The following is a 16,974-nucleotide window of genomic DNA, read 5'->3' on the forward strand; positions in this document are numbered from 1 at the left end:
ATACATAAGGAACCATATTGGAAATTATTTGGTTTCTCTCTATATTATATGTTTTTCGACACTAAATTCTAATGAAATATTTATTTATATACTTAATAAAATTTATTTGTAATTTGCTGACACATTTATTAGAAATTTGACATAGTATAATGTAAAGGTTACCAGTGCTAAACAGTACTGAAACAGCAACAGGCAAGTAACCTAAATGCAAAAAAAGGAGGAAATATTTATGTCATGTAATGGCTTTAACGGTAACCAGACATTAGCAGCTCATTTGAACAAATTCGTAGGAGAAACGGTTACTATATTTACAAAAAGCGGCGGTGTATCCGGATGTGGTTTTACTGGTGTCGTATTAGCAGTAAACTGTGATTTCGTTCGATTAGTAACCCGTAGAGGTACCGCACCCACGAATCCTATTGGTGGCCCTAACAGTTCTTGCTGCAGGGATTTAAACAATCATGACCATCGCAGAAATCATGGATTTGCAGTTGGCTCAGTATGTGATATTCCATTTGATAAAATTGCAGCCTTCTGTCACAATGCAGTTTAATAAAGGAGGGAAATTATATGTCTAATAATGGTTTTAACAATGGCTTTAACAGTGGCAACAATGCTACATTTGCAAGACATCTTTGTAAATTTATAGGTGAAACAGTAATTATCTTTACTACCAGCGGAGGACTATCCGGCTGCGGCTTCACCGGTGTTATCTTATCCGTTAACTGTGATTTCGTAAGGCTTGATTCCCGTGAAGGAATGGCTCCTTCCTGCCCTCTAGTTGGTTCTGTATGCGGCGACTTCGATAATGGCAACAATGGTAATCATGATTGTAACAATAACAACTATGATTATAACAACAACTGCTGTGATAATAATGACTGGGATAGAGATAGAGATAGAGACAGACGCCGTGAAATCGGTGCTGTATGTGATATCCCCATCGACAGTATAGCAGCTTTCTGCCATAACGCAGTATAAAATTCCCCTAATCTTTGAGACATCATGTATATATAGCGTTATTTAAAGAAGTACAGATCTTCACCTCACAATAATCTAAAAAGACTGTTTCAAAACAAGTCATCTTAAGGCATTCGCCCGATACTTGGTGTTTGAAACAGTCTTTATTTATTTGTTCTTTATTTATATATATATACAATCCTATTTAGACGATAAAGCGGTTCATTTCTATCTGCAAATGTTCTGAACTCTCTCTTGATGCCTGCATTAACACTGAAACTTCTGAAGACTTAGAGGTAATCTCCATAACTTTCCCTGCAATTTCACCGGTTCCGGCTGCTCCTTCCTGAGAAGCTCTTGCCACTTCATTCACTGCAATAATAACACTTTGAATGGAAGCTTCTAGACTTTCGGCCGTCGTACTAAAATCATTCACTAAACTGTCCATGTACTCTGCATCATTTCTATAGGCATCTACTACCTCTAAAACCCTGCCATAGCTTTCAACAATATCTGTTGAAACAAATTTAAGTAACAGATTCGTATTATCAGATAAATTTATGACTGAATTCGTTACTTCTCCAGTTACTTGCTGAATCTGTTCTACCATTGTTTTGGACTGCTCCGCAAGTTTTCTGATTTCATCTGCCACCACTGCAAACCCTTTGCCGGCCTCCCCTGCTCTGGCGGCTTCGATTGCCGCATTTAAAGCCAGTAGATTTGTCTGTGCCGTAATTCCCATAATAGCTTGGGAAAGAACTTCAATTTGTAATACTACCTTGGATTGTTCCAGCGCATCTTCTAGCTTTTGTTGTATTTCATTTTGTACCTCTTTTGTCTTTTGCTGGAACTGTACTACATTTTGTCTGGTAGTCTCAGCACGGCTGCTGATTTCTACGGCTTGTAGTGCTCCCTCCTGGGCTTTGCCAGCAATAGATTTTACAGCAGACTCAATCTCTGCGGATACTGCACTCATTTCCTGCGCAGATGCAGCTGTTTCTTCCATTCCGGCTGCTAATTCTTCCGTAGTTGCTGATACATCTTCAATATCCTCATTCAATGCTTTTATATTACCGCTGATTTTTCAACAGCATAAACAATACTGTCAGCTTCGTCTTTTGTCTTACTGACCAGTACAGCAATAGAATCCTTCATACTTTCTAAATCTTTAGCCAATAACCCGAAATCATCTGTTCGCTTTGTATAATTATCTGGAAGTGCAGTCTTAAAATTACCAGTTGCAAGTGTACTTAAGAACTGACTTACCATTTTAAAGGATTTGCTAATATTTCTTGATATGTAGCTAATAACCAGAACAGAAGCTACAAAGGTTCCGAGAAAAATTAGTAGAAAACGCAGCATTGCAGCATTGGAATTAGCAATCTCCTCTTCCTTTAAATTCTCAATTATATCATCTATATAATCCGTATAATTACCAGTTCCTATTACCCATTCAAAAGGCTCAAAGGCAAGGCTATAGCTTCTTTTAGGGCTGGCTTCTGTTTCATTTGGCTTTGGAAACCAATATTCGGTATAACCCCCGCCTTCACTTCTTCCGACTTCAATAATTCCTTTCATATACGAATAGCCGTTCTCATCCACCTCCTCTATCCGGTTTGTTCCTACTATATCTTTTCCATACATTGCAACGTTAAGACCTTCATATGTATCTGCCCAAAAGTATCCGGCTTCGCCATAGGTTATCCCCTTTATTACCTTAGCACCCATTTCTTTTGCTTCGTCAAGACTATATTCACCGGCTGTATAATCTACATAAATTATTCGCAGCATACTAACCACAGACTCAACCTGACTCTTAATATTTTCATCATAATCCTTACGTATACTATCTTCTAAAACCGCTAAGTTTCTATTAATTACACTACGCTGATTTACCATCGCCAATATGCCAATGACAACTGCTACAACTAGCAAAAATATGGAAAGTAATATAACCTGGGTTTTCACTTTTAAATTATTTAATTTCATAGGCATTCCCCCTCTATTGCTTTCTTATTTCACAGATTTTTACGGTATTTTCTCATCTGGGATTAACCAATTCTACAATAATCTACATAAAAATACAACTACTATGTTTTAAATTAATTTGAACCTCAAATCAATTTATTTTTCCCTTACAATTAGGTATAATAAAACATGTTTTCAATCTTTTTTATAATATTTTTATATATATCTTATAATTCAATTCACATTTTATTATTAATCCATAACTTCTTCCTATCTTTTTGCACAAAAATAAAAACAAATCAGTAAAAATTCCTAAAATTAGGATACTACATAAATCTACCAGTGTTATAATTATGCACTTCCGAATATTTATTCACACTATATAATAATATGATTTATTGATAGAACCTACCTTGGTAAAATTTAATATCGAGAAAGAGATTGAATTTCTTTAATAGATAGGTATAATAGTAATAAAACACAAGTGCTTCGCACACGGATGGGAGTTACGTTGAAAAATTTTCAACATCCTTATTTTTATGTGTGCTTCGCACACGGATGGGAGTTTTATGTCGACAGAAGTATACTTAATCAGACACGGAGAAACGATATGGAATAAAGCAGGCCGGTTCCAAGGCTGTACCGATATTGATTTATCGGAAGATGGTATCAAACAGGCAAATCATTTAAAGGAAGCTCTAAAACATAAATTTGATGTTATATATGCCAGTCCATTAAGGCGAGCATATGACACAGCGGTAATACTGGGAGAAAGTAATGGTGGTCTTCTTCCAATTATAGAGGATGATATAAAAGAAATTAATTTTGGTACATGGGAAGGTTTTACTTTTCATGAGATTAAGGAAAAATATCCGGAAGAATTTAACGCCTTTAGAAGTGATGAGGGTAAACTTATGGGCGGTGATTTAACCTTAGAAAAGGTAATTATCAGAGCTACCGAGGCTATACGGAAACTGGTTGAAGCGAACCAAGGTAAAAAAATAGCCATTGTTGCCCATGGAGGTATTATTAAAGCGGCTCTCATTGGTTTATTTGATTGGAAAATAACGATGTACCATCATTTTTATCTTGGCAACACCTCCATTACAAGACTTTCATTTGTCACTCCATCAAATCCTCTGTTAATAGGTTTTAATGATATGCATCACCTGCCGGGTCATACTCTTTAAAAGAATGGGCAGTTAATCTATGTTCCTATAAAAAAGGTGATTGCACCTTATTACAACTTGAAGCTGTAAGTAAGGCGCAATCATCTTTTCTTTCCTCTATTTAACTAATTCCTTTAAGTGTCCGCTTAACTGATTCATTTCTGTAACCACAACCTTTATTTCAGAAATTAGGGTATTCTCATGTTCCAGAGTTACAAGGATTTCTTCTGTTGATAGATTATTCTCCTCCGCAATGCTGGTTACGGTTTCAATTTCTTTTTGAATATGTACAAACTGCTTTGCGGCAGTCTCAATATTAGCCATGCCTTCAGATAATTCCTGATTATTGGAACTAAAGTTGCCTTTAAATTCTCTAAAATAATCTGCCAATCCATTTACAATTAATTGCACCTGACTGACTGCTTCTCTTCCTTCAGAAGACTTTACACTGGCCTCATTGGCTTTTACAAATAGTTCACTTGTAACTTGTGAAATATCTGCTGCAATGGAGGAGCTCTGTTCTGCAAGCTTACGGACTTCTTCTGCCACTACTGCAAATCCCTTCCCCTGCTCTCCCGCTCTGGCAGATTCGATTGCGGCGTTTAAAGCTAACAGATTCGTTTGTCCGGCAATCTGCTTAATTCCATCCAGTAGGGAATTTACCACTAAAAGATTACTTTCTAGATCTGAAACAGTTGTGGCAGTTGTACCAATAACAGAATTCACTGCCTCCATATATTTATCCACCTGGGTAATCTCATCATAGCTTTTTTCCACCATATGATTCATCTCTTCTGAATGTTGTACGATTTCCTTAGAAACAGCAAGTGTTTGATTTACCTCTTTTAAGGTATGGTTCATGGTATGATTAATATTATGGATACTAAGTGCCTCTTGTTCAATAGAAGAGGATATCTGTTTTACTGTATCCACAATCCGGTTACTGTGGTCGTGAATTGTAGTTATGTTTTCATTACAGCTTCCAATGTTCTCATCCAAGGCAACCGTTTCTTGTTTTAAGGTTTTAACCGTCTCTTGCAGCTGTAATAAAAGTTGATTGGCCTCCTCTTCCTTTCTGAACGCGTTGTATATAAGCTCTTCACCCCACTTTGTCAACAGGTAAAGTAATATCAGAATGGAATTTAAGGTTGTCATAATTGTTATAATCCCCTGCAAGTTAGCATTAATGGAAAGAAACTTCTCTCCGTTAATGATATACGTGCTTATCATAACAATATTTAAGATAACACCAAAAATGGCAACCAATTCCTTCTTGAAATAAATCGTTGCCATTATTATACTTAAAATAATCAAGTAATGTTTGTTTACAGAATACTTTTCTATATAAAACAAAACAATAATACTTGCGCAGGGCAAAAGAGCAAAAAACATTCCTTTTATGTAGTCATGTACAGGCAACATATAATTCATTCCAGCTAATAGAAAAACGATTGCTCCTACTATAAGAAAACTTGCACTTGCTGCTATGCCATTTGATATAATTAACTGCACTTCCATAACACAGATTATTACCAATGTTAATATCAGGTTAACCTTATGTACTCTTTTTAGATTGTAAGTATCCTTTACAGCCTCTCTTGATGTCATATACATCCTCCGGTTCTTATGTAATATTCTCACGCAGTTTAAACAATTACAGTTATGTCAGAAAACTGCCAAGCAATAGCTCTGGGGATAATTATACCATTCAATAAATAACGGTGCAACTTAGAACTGTCTTACTTACATGATAATTCCATGCCCTTAATTATATGCGTAATTTTCATAAAAATCTATAGTAGGATATGTCTATAGCAATTTTTCTGCAACAAAACAAAACTCTTCTTTACCAGCGGTTCATCTTTATAGCTCTTTCACAATAATATCTTCTAATTTTCTTTTTGGCACATGATGTACCTGATTTGCATCTCTCCAATACTTCACATCGTTATCTTTTGATAGTTCTTCGACTACAACTTCTTCTTTTGGATGACCCAGGGCAATAATTACTGCAATTTCATATTGTTCATCAATACCTAGCCCTTGTCTAATCTCTTCTTTTTTAAAACTTCCAATAAAGCAGCCTCCCAGTCCCAGGGCAGACGCTCCTAAAAATATAGTCTGGGCTGCGATTCCTTCGTCCATAGTCTGTACCTTATTAATTGTTGTGTCCCTTAACATTACAATGTAAGCAGTTGGTCTTTCCTCTGCTGGCGGACCAACCCATTCCTTTAGATATCCTGCCCAGCCAATATGATCAAAGATTAAATCGTTATACTCTTTCGTATGAACGAGAATATATTTTAAGGGTTGTCGATTGGCGCCGCTGGGTGCTAATCTTGCTAACGCAATCAGACTTTCCAGTTGTTCCTTCGTTATAGTCTTTTCTCCATAAAATCTTCTATATGAACGGGTCTTTTTCACCAATTCCTGCATCATAGTCTTTCATTTCCTTTCATATTTCACTTATTCTTAGCCCACAGCTTAAAGCAAGGTCTTTATACTTATTTTTCACATCCTTATCATCAAACAGTACAGGAAAACTTCTTCGCATCCATTACTAAAATACCCTCAACTTATACTTCCTCTGCATAAGCAGGTGCATAAAATTCATAACGGCTTAAGATTCCAGTAAGGATTCCACTATTCTCATCCACACCAAATATAACTACCTCATTCGAATGTTGATTTGCCACAACCAGCCCCGTATCATCCTTTAAAAGTGCTATATGCCTTGGATGCCTTCCTCCGCACTTTACGTCCTGTATTTTCTTTAGGGTACCCGATGGTGTAATGTCAAAAACTGCAATGGTGTCTGCTCCTCTATTTGCACCATATAAAAATCTGCCGTCTTTTGAAATCTCAAGAGCAGATCCGCTGCTTTCCCCGTAAAATCCTTCCGGCAGTGTACTGATTTTTTGGATAAGCTTTACCTGTATTGTGGTATCTTCCCTGTCAAAACAATAGACATATATTTCATTGCTATATTCTGTAATGACATAGAGATAATTCAAAAGAGGATGAAACTTTAAGTGCCTTGGCCCAGCACCTTTTTCTAATTGAATATATTCCAATGCAGTATCGGGACTAAGTTCCCCTTCCCTGGAATTATATATGTAGACTCTATCGAGTGCAATATTCGAAACAAAGACTCGTGTTCCTTCCGGTTCTAATACCGCACAGTGAGCTCTGGTAAGTTCTCCAGGGTGTTCCGGCTGTATCTGGAAGAAGTTTAGAATTTTTACAAAATGATAATCTTCAACCTTGACTGCCGCGACATGTCCGGTTTCATAAAAAGAGCAATAAAGTACTTTGTCCGTCGGCTGATACATAATATGGCATAAAGCTCCTCCGTGGAGTTTTAATTCATCTCTTAGTATATATTCATCTTCCACTCTTTGATAACAAAGCACGGAGCCACTGCCACTTTCTTCCCGAATTATAAAACAGATATCACGATAGGTAGTTAAATAGGAGGGGGCTGTCAAGGAATCTGCCCACATTTTCCTTCCGACCTCCTTATTCTGGTTCAGTTCATACAACGCTACAGACGTTTTGTTATTCTCATCCGGCCCATAACCGGAAATCAATAGTTCTCTTTTCTTACTATCTTTCATATCGATACCTGTTAAGGAGTTTCTGCTGATTAAATCCGTAAATCCCCAATCATAATGTCTGTATTCAAAAAACTCCCTGCCACAATACAACAGTTGAAAGAATACCTATGTGGCTTTCCTTTATTTGTATTTTCCTTCAACCTGTTCCGGCTTATAGTTAGGACTCTTGACCTATGCCGGCTCTTATTGCTAACTTCTATTTTAATCCTGTTTCTGCATTATGGCAACAATTTACTTCGTATGAAAGATAATTTTATGCAATTTCAACAAAACATACAGCATATACTTGTAATGAGAGATAGTAAAATACACGTATTAACCATTACAACAAATAGCTGACACCTATGAGCAGTAAGACGAGTATTAAATACCCCAAGGTAAAAGCCATTAAAAACATCTGGATTACAAATGTAACCTTCCACATTCGTCGATTCACATATTCTGCTTCTGTTTCCTTAAAACGTCTAACATCTTTTCTTGCCTGCATTATTAGCAATAGCAGAACAATTCCCCAGACAGTATAAAGAACAGCCTCCCAAGCTACTGTTAAACCACGGTAACTTAAGGGCAGCAATTCAAAAAAATAAAGCCAAGGAAGTATTATACCAACCAAATATAATCCAGAATGAATCAGGCAGGTAGTTATGCGGTATCTTGTATCTTCCATCCCATTCCTCCTTACATATACTTCATAACATTAAGTGATTGCGAAACGATAGGTCATAGGTTAGAAGTAGGTAAAATAACAGTTTCGCATTGACTAACTTTATAATATATAGTTTATTTCTGTGTTTAGTCTGCATTCTTTTTCTTATATTATTCATATAAGTAAGTACTGCTGCCTTTGTTCTTTATTCCAGTTCCAGTTGTTCTAGTACTTTATTATCGTCTAAATCTTTTAACATTCGTTTGCCCAGACGTTTTTTTAGAAGTTCCTTATCGGCCCACACATATTCAGTGTGTTCTTCTGAAAGTATTACCTTATCCGTATTACATTTGCATAAATAATTTATAATAACTACCTGACGGTATTCATGCGTCTGAAAGGTAGTTGCAAATAATAATCTATCAACCGTTACTTCAAGTCCTGTTTCCTCTAAAATTTCACGCTTCAGCCCTGATATTAAATCTTCACCGAATTCTAATTTACCTCCGGCAAATTCCCATGTGCCTCCACCAATTCGATTATTATCCGTCCTTTTTACAATAAGTACCTTTTTATTGTATAGAATCATTGCTTTCATGGCATTTATGATGATTTTCTTCATGATTGTTTCCCCCTTTGCCGTATAATCAGTTACCTCATAATTTATAGACTAAGGAATTATGAGAAGATGCAAGAAACTATTCTTAAGGATATTTGTTATCACCCTTTGCTTTATTCTAATAATATAACATATTCTTGTGTTTTGTGAAAACTAAATTTCCACAATTGCAAAAGCTAATAAATATATCTGGCCGTGATAGGTACGAAAAAACTCCGTGTCTGTCTCATACATCTGTTTCCTGATACAAAATATATCTAAGAAACAGTGCTAGCAAATAACACGGAGCTTTTTTATACTATTTTATTTTTTAATATGATAACCCTTCTCAATGACTGCTTCGGCATTATATAATTCACAGGCAATACCATCTTTACATTCCGGCCAGGTTTCTAAAAAACGGGGTGCATCCTTATATAATGCTGTAATTTCTATCTTAACTTTTCTTGGGAAGCCATATCTCTTTAAGCCTATTTCCCAAATCTGCCCTGTATAGAACCAATCACCCACTAAGGAATCTTCTACATACAGTTTAGCGGTATCACCACCAAAATGAATACGTAGGAAACAGTCATTTCCTTGTACTTCATCAGAAATTTCTATTTCGTACAACTTTTTATCCTCTTCTTCTTTCAGTAATGTATAGGATACTTCACACGCTTGTACTGTATCCACACATTCATAGAGAGAAAATCCTTTTTCTTCCCCGGCATAACGGTAACCCACGGGTTCAGCCGGCAGCTTAGGGTAGGATTTTAAACCTTCCCTGTTTCGGTTAAGAATTTCATATCCGGTATCACACGCAATTACCTCGCCTGCGGTTATAACAAGATATTCTTTATCTAGGCTGACTATCCAGGAATTTAGTGCGTCTTCTCTTGAAAGTGTAAGCACCTTTGTATGAACAGGTTCCTTTACCCAATCATACTTTGGTTCCTGATTGGTATAAAATACATAGGTTTCCTTCTCTTCTTTTAATATACATAAAGGTGTAGCCATGGCAGACTTTAATTCTCCGTCGCCCACTCTCATATTAAAAGGCAGGAAGAAGAAATCTCCATTCTTAATATTTCGTTCAGGATAGCTGATTACTTCATTCTCAAGTTCAACCTTTAATAGTTCTCCCATATGGTCTGCCATCTGATATCTTCTTTGGTAGTTGTTAACAAATAGATATCCACGATTACCATTTCTTCTAACCGATGTACGCAAGTCACTTAGATTTGTTTGATACAAAGGATTGGTCTTTGGAATGTCTGTTTTCATCTCACATAAAGCACTGCCGAAATCCTTTACAAACATAGACAGGAGCTTAATTTCCTTTAAAGTACCAGACATCTGTCCATATTCTCTGATTGGCGCTGAGAAATCATAGCTGTATATCGGAAGGTCATTTGGATATCCGGTTGCTCTGGATTCTTGTAAGGTCGTTAGCTTTCCTTCCGGATTGGTGCCGCCATGATACATATAATATCCTAATAGATTAACACCACAGCCTAACTTTACCATGGACATAGCACCAATATCTTTTGGATATGCTACTGGTCTTCGGTGATGGGTTACCTGAAGCCCACCGCCTAATTCGGCTGTAAGGAACGGATGCTTTGTTATATCAAAGGTAATTCCCGTTCCAAATCCATAATCACTGCCGATATTATGGTCATTTCTTTCCTGTGTAAAAATATAATTTCCACTAGGCTCAATCTCTGTTAACCTCTGATCCCAGGGAGCTTCACAATATCCCCCCATTACCGGAATTAACCCGCCAGTAACAGCTCCTCCCCAGCCGGTTGCTGTATAATAAGGAACTATCATACCTGCGTCTTTGGCAATAGCCGTCAGACGACGCATATGCTCTTCTCCCTCTTCTCCCTGCAATCCTCCGCAGTGGCCATATTCGTTCTCAATCTGTAAACCGATTATAGGACCATCGTCTTTGTGATAAAGCCCTTCTACCTGTTCTGCAACTTTTTTATAATAACGTGTTACTTCTTCAAAATATTCCTCGTTATTGGTACGTACCTTATACTCCTTCTTTAGCAGCCAATCCGGCATTCCGCCGTTTCTGGCTTCTCCATGACACCAAGGTCCGACTCTTAAAAACAAAGTCATACCACAATCCTTTACCGTTTCTACAAAGGCCCTTAAGTCTCTCTGTCCGGTAAAATCGTATTCCTTTTCAATCTCTTCGTGATGCAGCCAGAATACATAGGTGGAGACTATCTCTATTCCTCCGGCTTTCATCTTATATAAAGACTCTTTCCAATATTGTCTCGGATATCTGGTAAAGTGCATCTCCCCCATCATTGGAAACCAGGGTTGACCATTCTTTAGCAGATATTTTTCATTTACACTATATTCTGTTCTGTTCATTTTAACACCCTTCTTTTAACCTTTCAATCTGCTAATTTCATAGCAGACACTTAATACTTTTGAAATTATTATAATTAATTCATGCATGACTATTTGGCATTTTAATTAAGGCAAACCTTCTTACCTTTCCAAAGACTGGGGGTGACGTAAGCTTTATGCCTACTTCTATCTTTCCCTTTTCTATTATAATATTGGATAGCTCATAAGTCACCCAGTTTTCATCCGTGGGATAAATAATAGCCTCTTTTGCTCTATTTTCATCGGTTTTTGCATAAATCTTAACATCTACACCTGTAGTATTACTTCCCATATACTCCACCTTTAAAACATATTCCCCATTTTTTATTCCCTCAATGGTATGATGCATACAAAATTGAAAATTCATGGGACTTTCTAAATAAACATAATGTTTAGGAGGTGCCGGAAATGGTTCTATAAAATCAGGACGCAGCTCTGTCAATACACGAACATCCGATTTTTGAATCTGCCAACCTGTAAGCCCATTTTCAAAGTTGCCATTTGGTATAAAATTATAATCCTTTGCAAGCTTCTCCATAACGGACAGAGTTATACGAACCTTCTTAGATATCTCATTAACCCAGCCTCGCACAAGTATTTCTCCTGCCTGTTTGGTATCATATTCTTCCCACCAAACAGGCAGGTTAGTTACACTTCCATCGGAATACAACACCCGAATTGATTTCGGCAGCGGTGTAACCTCTCCTACTGTAACAACGATTGGTTCCGGCATATAAATTTTTACAGGGTTAATTATTTCTTCCTTCGTTTTTGTAAACCGAAAGCTCTCAAGGGCCGGCAATGCCTTAGCCTCTTCATCAAAAATTCCCATATTGCTGGACCAGCCAGGTACCCCATCCTCTGGAACTACGACCGGTTCCCAGTAATAGATTCCAAGACCCATGTCATCTTCTAAGGAAGCTGTAATACTCATTACAAGATCCAATACCTTACGCTGTCCTTCCGGTGTTGCCGGAAACCCTGCTATCTTCTCCTGCTGCTCTCCTATAAATCCATCTTCTGTCTTTCTCCATGCGTGTGCTGTTTCTGCAATAATAATTGGCTTTTGGTACCGTTTAACGAGCTTAACCATACTTTCCTTCAAATCTGCAAAGGTTCCGTGCCAGAACGGGTAATATGATAGCCCGATTATATCAAATGCATCTAGTCCCTGAGAGATAGCCGCATCAAACCAGTCACGAAGATAATGGTATCTGCCGCCCTGGTCTAGATGGATAACCACCTGTACGCCGGCAAATTCCCGGACTGCCCGGATACCTGCATTAATAAGTTGTACCAATCCATGATAATCCGGAACTTCTCCGTCCGGAAAAAGCATACCGCTTCGAATTTCATTTCCGATCTGTACCAAATCCGGCAGCACCCCTTCTTTCTTTAACGTGTTTAACACCTGTTTGGTATACTCATAGACGGCCTGAATTAACCCCTCCTTATCAAGTTCTTTCCAGGCTTTTGGTTTCTCTTGTTTTCCGGGATCTGCCCAGAAATCAGAATAATGAAAATCCAGGAAAAAACTCATGTGATTTTCTTTGATTCTTTTTGCCATAGCAATTGTATGGTCTAAATTGCAGTATCCCTTTGACTCTATTACATTTTCCGGTTCATTCCATAATCTAAGACGGATGGAGTTTACTCCATTTTCCTTTAATAATTCAAATATTTCTCTCCGATTTCCTTCCTTATCCCGAAAGCAGACCCCACAATCAAGCAGCTCTGTAAGAAAGGATATATCCATACCTTTTATAAAATTCATAAAAACTCCCATCTATGTGCTCTATTTCTATTTATGAAAGAAAAAGGACTGCCAGACACCCTTTTGTCAGACAGTCCAGAGAGCATATTCAAAATGCCAGTGCCCGGTAAGGAATGCGCTTTATAAGTTATTTTTTACTCTCTACGAAAGCCGCCGCCTGTTTTTGAATCTCATCATAAATATTTTGTATGCCGGCATTGTCTAACTGGGTGCGCAACTCATTGATTGCTTTGTCCACGTCTCCTGCCATACCACACATTAACGGTGTATAGTACTGTGTAATTACAGTCCCCACTGCTGCAATTTCTGAACTAACCTTAGAGTTATCGAATGTAAAACCATCATATATATGGTCTGCTTTAATATCTTTACTCCAAGTATCCTGTAATTCCTGCGCTTTGTTATCAAGAGCCGTAGGATTCTCAATGTATTGTTTTCTTCTGATATCCGCATTCGTCCAGCCCCAGTTACAGTTATTGTCTACACCATAATCTGAATTGGCATCTAACAGCTTATACTGGTCATCTGAAACCGCTTCCCAATGCGTACCTTCAATTCCAAGAGAGGCAAGGTCATATATAGCAGGATTTGTATAAAATTCATTTAATACCATCATGGCACGTTCTTTATGATTGCTGACTGCATTAATAGCAACACCGTTATTAATATATGGATTAACACCTTTTGATATATCCGATGCAATGTCAACTATAGTCACTTCCCAGTCCGGATGCTCTCTATTTGCCTGTTCTGCATAGAGCTTACAAGAACCTAAATTCCATACCATAGAAGCGGCGGTTCCATTGAGCAGGCCATCCTGTCTCTCTTCTGTAGTGGCCAGACTATCTGCTGACCAGTAGCCTGCATCAAACATCTGCTTTACTGCCTTGCAATATTCTGCAAATCCCTCCCAATCCAGAGCATAGGTTATAGATAAATCTTCAGGAGTCAAGGTATTATAAATAAAAAGCTCGCTAGGTGACCCTCCAATGGTATCAACTCCCTTATGTAACAAAAACGGATATAATAGTCCGCCGCCCTGTGTGCCAAGAGGCGTAATTCCTGCTTCTCCAGTTGTAATATCCCCATAGTAAGCAATCAAGTCATCCCAACTGGCGATAGTATCATATCCATATTTCTTCATTAAATCCCCACGTATCGCAAGTACGTTAACAGCAAATTCATTCTGATAGTTTGGTACCATAAACACCTTACCGTCAATTAATGCCTGCGTCCAAGCAGCTGAGGGTACTACCTTCCATATATCCGGAGCATAGGTTTTTATAAAGTCTTCTGATAATTCATAAAACCCTCCCATTGCAGCAGTGGCTTCATAGTGCCCCCAACCAGAAGCCGTAAATATCAGGTCAAATTCCTCTCCTGATGAAAACAGCAGCGAATATTTCGTATCGTGCTCACTCCAGGATAAGAATTCAATTTCAACCGTGGTATTTAACTTTTCCTTTAATATCTTATTTATTTCTGTATAAACCTTGTCAAAATCTTTAGAACGGTCACCCAGAAGATACATTTTTAAGGTTAATTCTTTTGAGATATCTACTCCGTTATAAGTCCTTGTGCCACCTTCTGTTACTTCTGATACGGTATCCTTATCCTTATTTTTGCTACCAGAACCGCAGCCTGTGAATATTACAGTAAGCATAACAAATATCATAATCATAGATAAAACCCTTTTTTTCATAAACTCCTCCTTAATAATAGTTAGACAATTGTAAACGACTAATTTGAGCAATGGAATCAAAGCGTTTCGCAATTACCTAATAAGAATATTGTTAAAATTTGTACTCTATATAAATCCCTATATGTAAACAGAGATTTATAACATGATTAGCCTTTTACCGCACCAATGGTAATTCCCTGTACAAAATATTTCTGGACAAAAGGATATAACAATATGATTGGACCGGTAACTACCACTGTCAGTGCCATCTTTAAGGACTGGGTCGGCATGGACATGGCAGAAGCTGCCTCACTGCTTACTTGCTGAGACTCAATAATTCTTTTATAAGCCTCTATGTTATTGACCTGTTTGTATAAAAAGTACTGTAAAGGATGCATGGACTCCTTACCTATGTAAAGCATGGCATTATACCAGTCATTCCAATAAGCCAACGCAATAAATAGACCAACTGTTGCCATGGCTGGCTTTAATAGAGGTATCACAACCTTAACCATCGTTCCGAATTCTCCGCAGCCATCTATTTTGGCGGCATCAATTAAAGATTCCGGTAATCCCATTATGTAGCTCTTCATTACCAGAAGGTTATAAACACTGAATAAAAGCGGTAAAAATAATGCCAGATAACTATCCTTTAATCCCAGATATCTGGTCATTAAAATATAACTTGGAACCAGACCTCCGCTAAACAGTGTGGTGAAGTAAAAAAAGAATGAAAATTTATTCCGCCATTCAAACTCTTTTCTGGACAGGACATAGGCCGTCATGGTTTGTAAAAACAAACCGGCTAAAGTGCCAAGTATTGTTAGGACTATAGTTACCCCGTATGCCCTTAATACAACCATGGGTTCTTTAAAAACAGTGGTATAGGCTTCCAATGTAAATTCTCTGGGGTAGAGACTAAAACCAAATCTTTTAATAGCCTCCTCTGAGGAAAAAGAGGCAGACACTACCATGATAAAAGGTATCAGGCAAAACAGCGCAATGACCCCATTGATGAAGTAAGCAAGAAAAGAAAGTAGTTTGGCATCACTGCTCTTTTTTATTTCATAAGATGCTGCTTTTATTTTTAATTTCATGTCCTTATCCTCCTAAAACAGGGTATAATCTTTACTGTAGATACTTACCAGTTTATTTACTAATAGAATCGTTACAAAACACAATACTGACTGGTATAAACCGGCAGCGGCAGACATACCGAAATCATTATTACTAATTAAAGCACGGAAGGTTAAAGTATCTATAACATCGGTGTAATTATAAAGCACACCATTATTTCCGACCAGGTTGTAAAACATATCAAAATTACCTTTAAAAATTCCACCTACCGCTAATAAGAAGAGTATCACCACCGTAGGCATCATAAGTGGTATAGTTATTTTAAAAATACGCTGGAAGACATTAGCACCGTCTATAGAAGCTGCCTCATAGATTGAAGTGTCAATCCCCATAATGGCTGCCAGATACATAACCGAACCATACCCTACTCCCTTCCAGGCTCCAAACAAGGTTAAAATAATCGGCCACACGGTTCCTGTTGTATAGAAATTAATTTTTTCTCCTCCAAGCTTTTCAATAATACTGTTTATTACCCCATAATCAAAGCTTAGCAAGTTAAAAGCAATGACCGACACAATAACCCAAGATATAAAATAGGGGAGAAACATTATAGATTGAGATATCTTTTTAAAATGTTTATTTTTCACTTCTGTCAAAAGAACTGCTACCGTTATCTGAAGACAAGTATTAAAAGCAATAAAGAGAAGGTTGTATAAGACAGTATTTTTTGTTACCAACAGTGCCTGCCCTGATTTAAAGAAGAATTCAAAATTCTTTAAGCCGTTCCATGGGCTGTTAAATATACCGCCTGCATAGCTATATTTTTTGAAAGCAAGGATAACTCCCCCCATTGGAATATAACTAAATACTAAGGTATACAATAGAGCCGGAAGCAGCATCAACAGAAAAACCCGGTATTTCACCAGCTTATAACAAAAGCCATTCTGTTTCTTTCTTCTTGTTTTTGTATATGTATTTTTTGCATTTGATTCCTTTAAAGCGGAGAGTTGGACGTTTTTACTTTTCATAATTGCAGAGTCCTTTCTATTTTTTCTCATAACAATGAGTTTTC

Annotated in this window: 15 protein-coding genes; 3 read left to right on the plus strand and 12 right to left on the minus strand. The window is 37.4% G+C overall.

Features of this window, described 5'->3' with window-relative positions; translation table 11 throughout:
* Positions 1-229: 229 nt before the first annotated feature.
* Together acsn021_RS18180 and acsn021_RS18185 are read left to right on the plus strand one after the other, a co-directional pair.
* Positions 230-553 (plus strand): hypothetical protein, encoded by a 324-nt coding sequence (locus acsn021_RS18180; RefSeq protein WP_184091809.1) that lies wholly within the window; start codon positions 230-232, stop codon positions 551-553.
* A 17-nt stretch (positions 554-570) separates the two neighbouring features.
* Positions 571-981: a hypothetical protein gene (locus acsn021_RS18185; protein ID WP_184091807.1), complete on the plus strand. Its 411-nt coding sequence runs from the start codon at positions 571-573 to the stop codon at positions 979-981.
* Positions 982-1,165: 184 nt separating this feature from the next.
* On the opposite strand, the gene acsn021_RS18190 is transcribed toward acsn021_RS18185, so the two are convergent.
* Together acsn021_RS18190 and acsn021_RS18195 are read right to left on the minus strand one after the other, a co-directional pair.
* On the minus strand, positions 1,166-2,020 hold the full coding sequence (locus acsn021_RS18190; RefSeq protein ID WP_184091805.1) for a methyl-accepting chemotaxis protein: 855 nt from the start codon (positions 2,018-2,020) through the stop codon (positions 1,166-1,168).
* 5 nt (positions 2,021-2,025) lie between these two features.
* Positions 2,026-2,949 carry a cache domain-containing protein gene (locus acsn021_RS18195; RefSeq protein ID WP_184091803.1) on the minus strand — a complete coding sequence of 308 codons (924 nt, stop codon included), beginning with the start codon at positions 2,947-2,949 and terminating at the stop codon, positions 2,026-2,028.
* Positions 2,950-3,497: 548 nt separating this feature from the next.
* Here acsn021_RS18195 and acsn021_RS18200 point away from each other — a divergent pair.
* Positions 3,498-4,118, plus strand: a complete 621-nt coding sequence (locus tag acsn021_RS18200) for a histidine phosphatase family protein (RefSeq protein ID WP_184091801.1) — start codon at positions 3,498-3,500, stop codon at positions 4,116-4,118.
* Between the two features lie 96 nt (positions 4,119-4,214).
* Here the strand turns inward: acsn021_RS18200 and acsn021_RS18205 are convergent, their stop codons facing one another.
* The 10 genes from acsn021_RS18205 to acsn021_RS18250 all read right to left on the minus strand — a co-directional run bounded on the left by acsn021_RS18205 (position 4,215) and on the right by acsn021_RS18250 (position 16,960).
* Complete coding sequence (locus acsn021_RS18205; protein WP_184091800.1) at positions 4,215-5,705, minus strand: methyl-accepting chemotaxis protein; 1,491 nt, start codon at positions 5,703-5,705, stop codon at positions 4,215-4,217.
* A 255-nt stretch (positions 5,706-5,960) separates the two neighbouring features.
* On the minus strand, positions 5,961-6,536 hold the full coding sequence (locus acsn021_RS18210) for a nitroreductase family protein (protein ID WP_184091798.1): 576 nt from the start codon (positions 6,534-6,536) through the stop codon (positions 5,961-5,963).
* A gap of 137 nt (positions 6,537-6,673) precedes the next feature.
* Positions 6,674-7,714, minus strand: coding sequence for a lactonase family protein (locus acsn021_RS18215; protein WP_184091796.1), 1,041 nt, complete (start codon positions 7,712-7,714; stop codon positions 6,674-6,676).
* A 322-nt stretch (positions 7,715-8,036) separates the two neighbouring features.
* Complete coding sequence (locus acsn021_RS18220) at positions 8,037-8,381, minus strand: hypothetical protein (protein ID WP_184091794.1); 345 nt, start codon at positions 8,379-8,381, stop codon at positions 8,037-8,039.
* A gap of 184 nt (positions 8,382-8,565) precedes the next feature.
* Positions 8,566-8,982 carry an NUDIX hydrolase gene (locus acsn021_RS18225; RefSeq protein WP_184091792.1) on the minus strand — a complete coding sequence of 139 codons (417 nt, stop codon included), beginning with the start codon at positions 8,980-8,982 and terminating at the stop codon, positions 8,566-8,568.
* Positions 8,983-9,282: 300 nt separating this feature from the next.
* Positions 9,283-11,352, minus strand: coding sequence for a beta-galactosidase (locus acsn021_RS18230; protein WP_184091790.1), 2,070 nt, complete (start codon positions 11,350-11,352; stop codon positions 9,283-9,285).
* A 79-nt stretch (positions 11,353-11,431) separates the two neighbouring features.
* A complete protein-coding gene (locus acsn021_RS18235) occupies positions 11,432-13,144 on the minus strand; it encodes a glycosyl hydrolase 53 family protein (RefSeq protein ID WP_184091788.1) in 1,713 nt (570 codons plus the stop codon).
* A gap of 127 nt (positions 13,145-13,271) precedes the next feature.
* Positions 13,272-14,846, minus strand: a complete 1,575-nt coding sequence (locus tag acsn021_RS18240; RefSeq protein WP_184091786.1) for an ABC transporter substrate-binding protein — start codon at positions 14,844-14,846, stop codon at positions 13,272-13,274.
* Positions 14,847-14,992: 146 nt separating this feature from the next.
* A complete protein-coding gene (locus acsn021_RS18245; protein ID WP_184091784.1) occupies positions 14,993-15,922 on the minus strand; it encodes a carbohydrate ABC transporter permease in 930 nt (309 codons plus the stop codon).
* A 12-nt stretch (positions 15,923-15,934) separates the two neighbouring features.
* Positions 15,935-16,960: an ABC transporter permease gene (locus acsn021_RS18250; RefSeq protein ID WP_243167810.1), complete on the minus strand. Its 1,026-nt coding sequence runs from the start codon at positions 16,958-16,960 to the stop codon at positions 15,935-15,937.
* Positions 16,961-16,974 lie beyond the last annotated feature (14 nt).

This window comes from Anaerocolumna cellulosilytica (assembly GCF_014218335.1).
GTDB classification, from domain to species: Bacteria; Bacillota; Clostridia; order Lachnospirales; family Lachnospiraceae; genus Anaerocolumna; species Anaerocolumna cellulosilytica.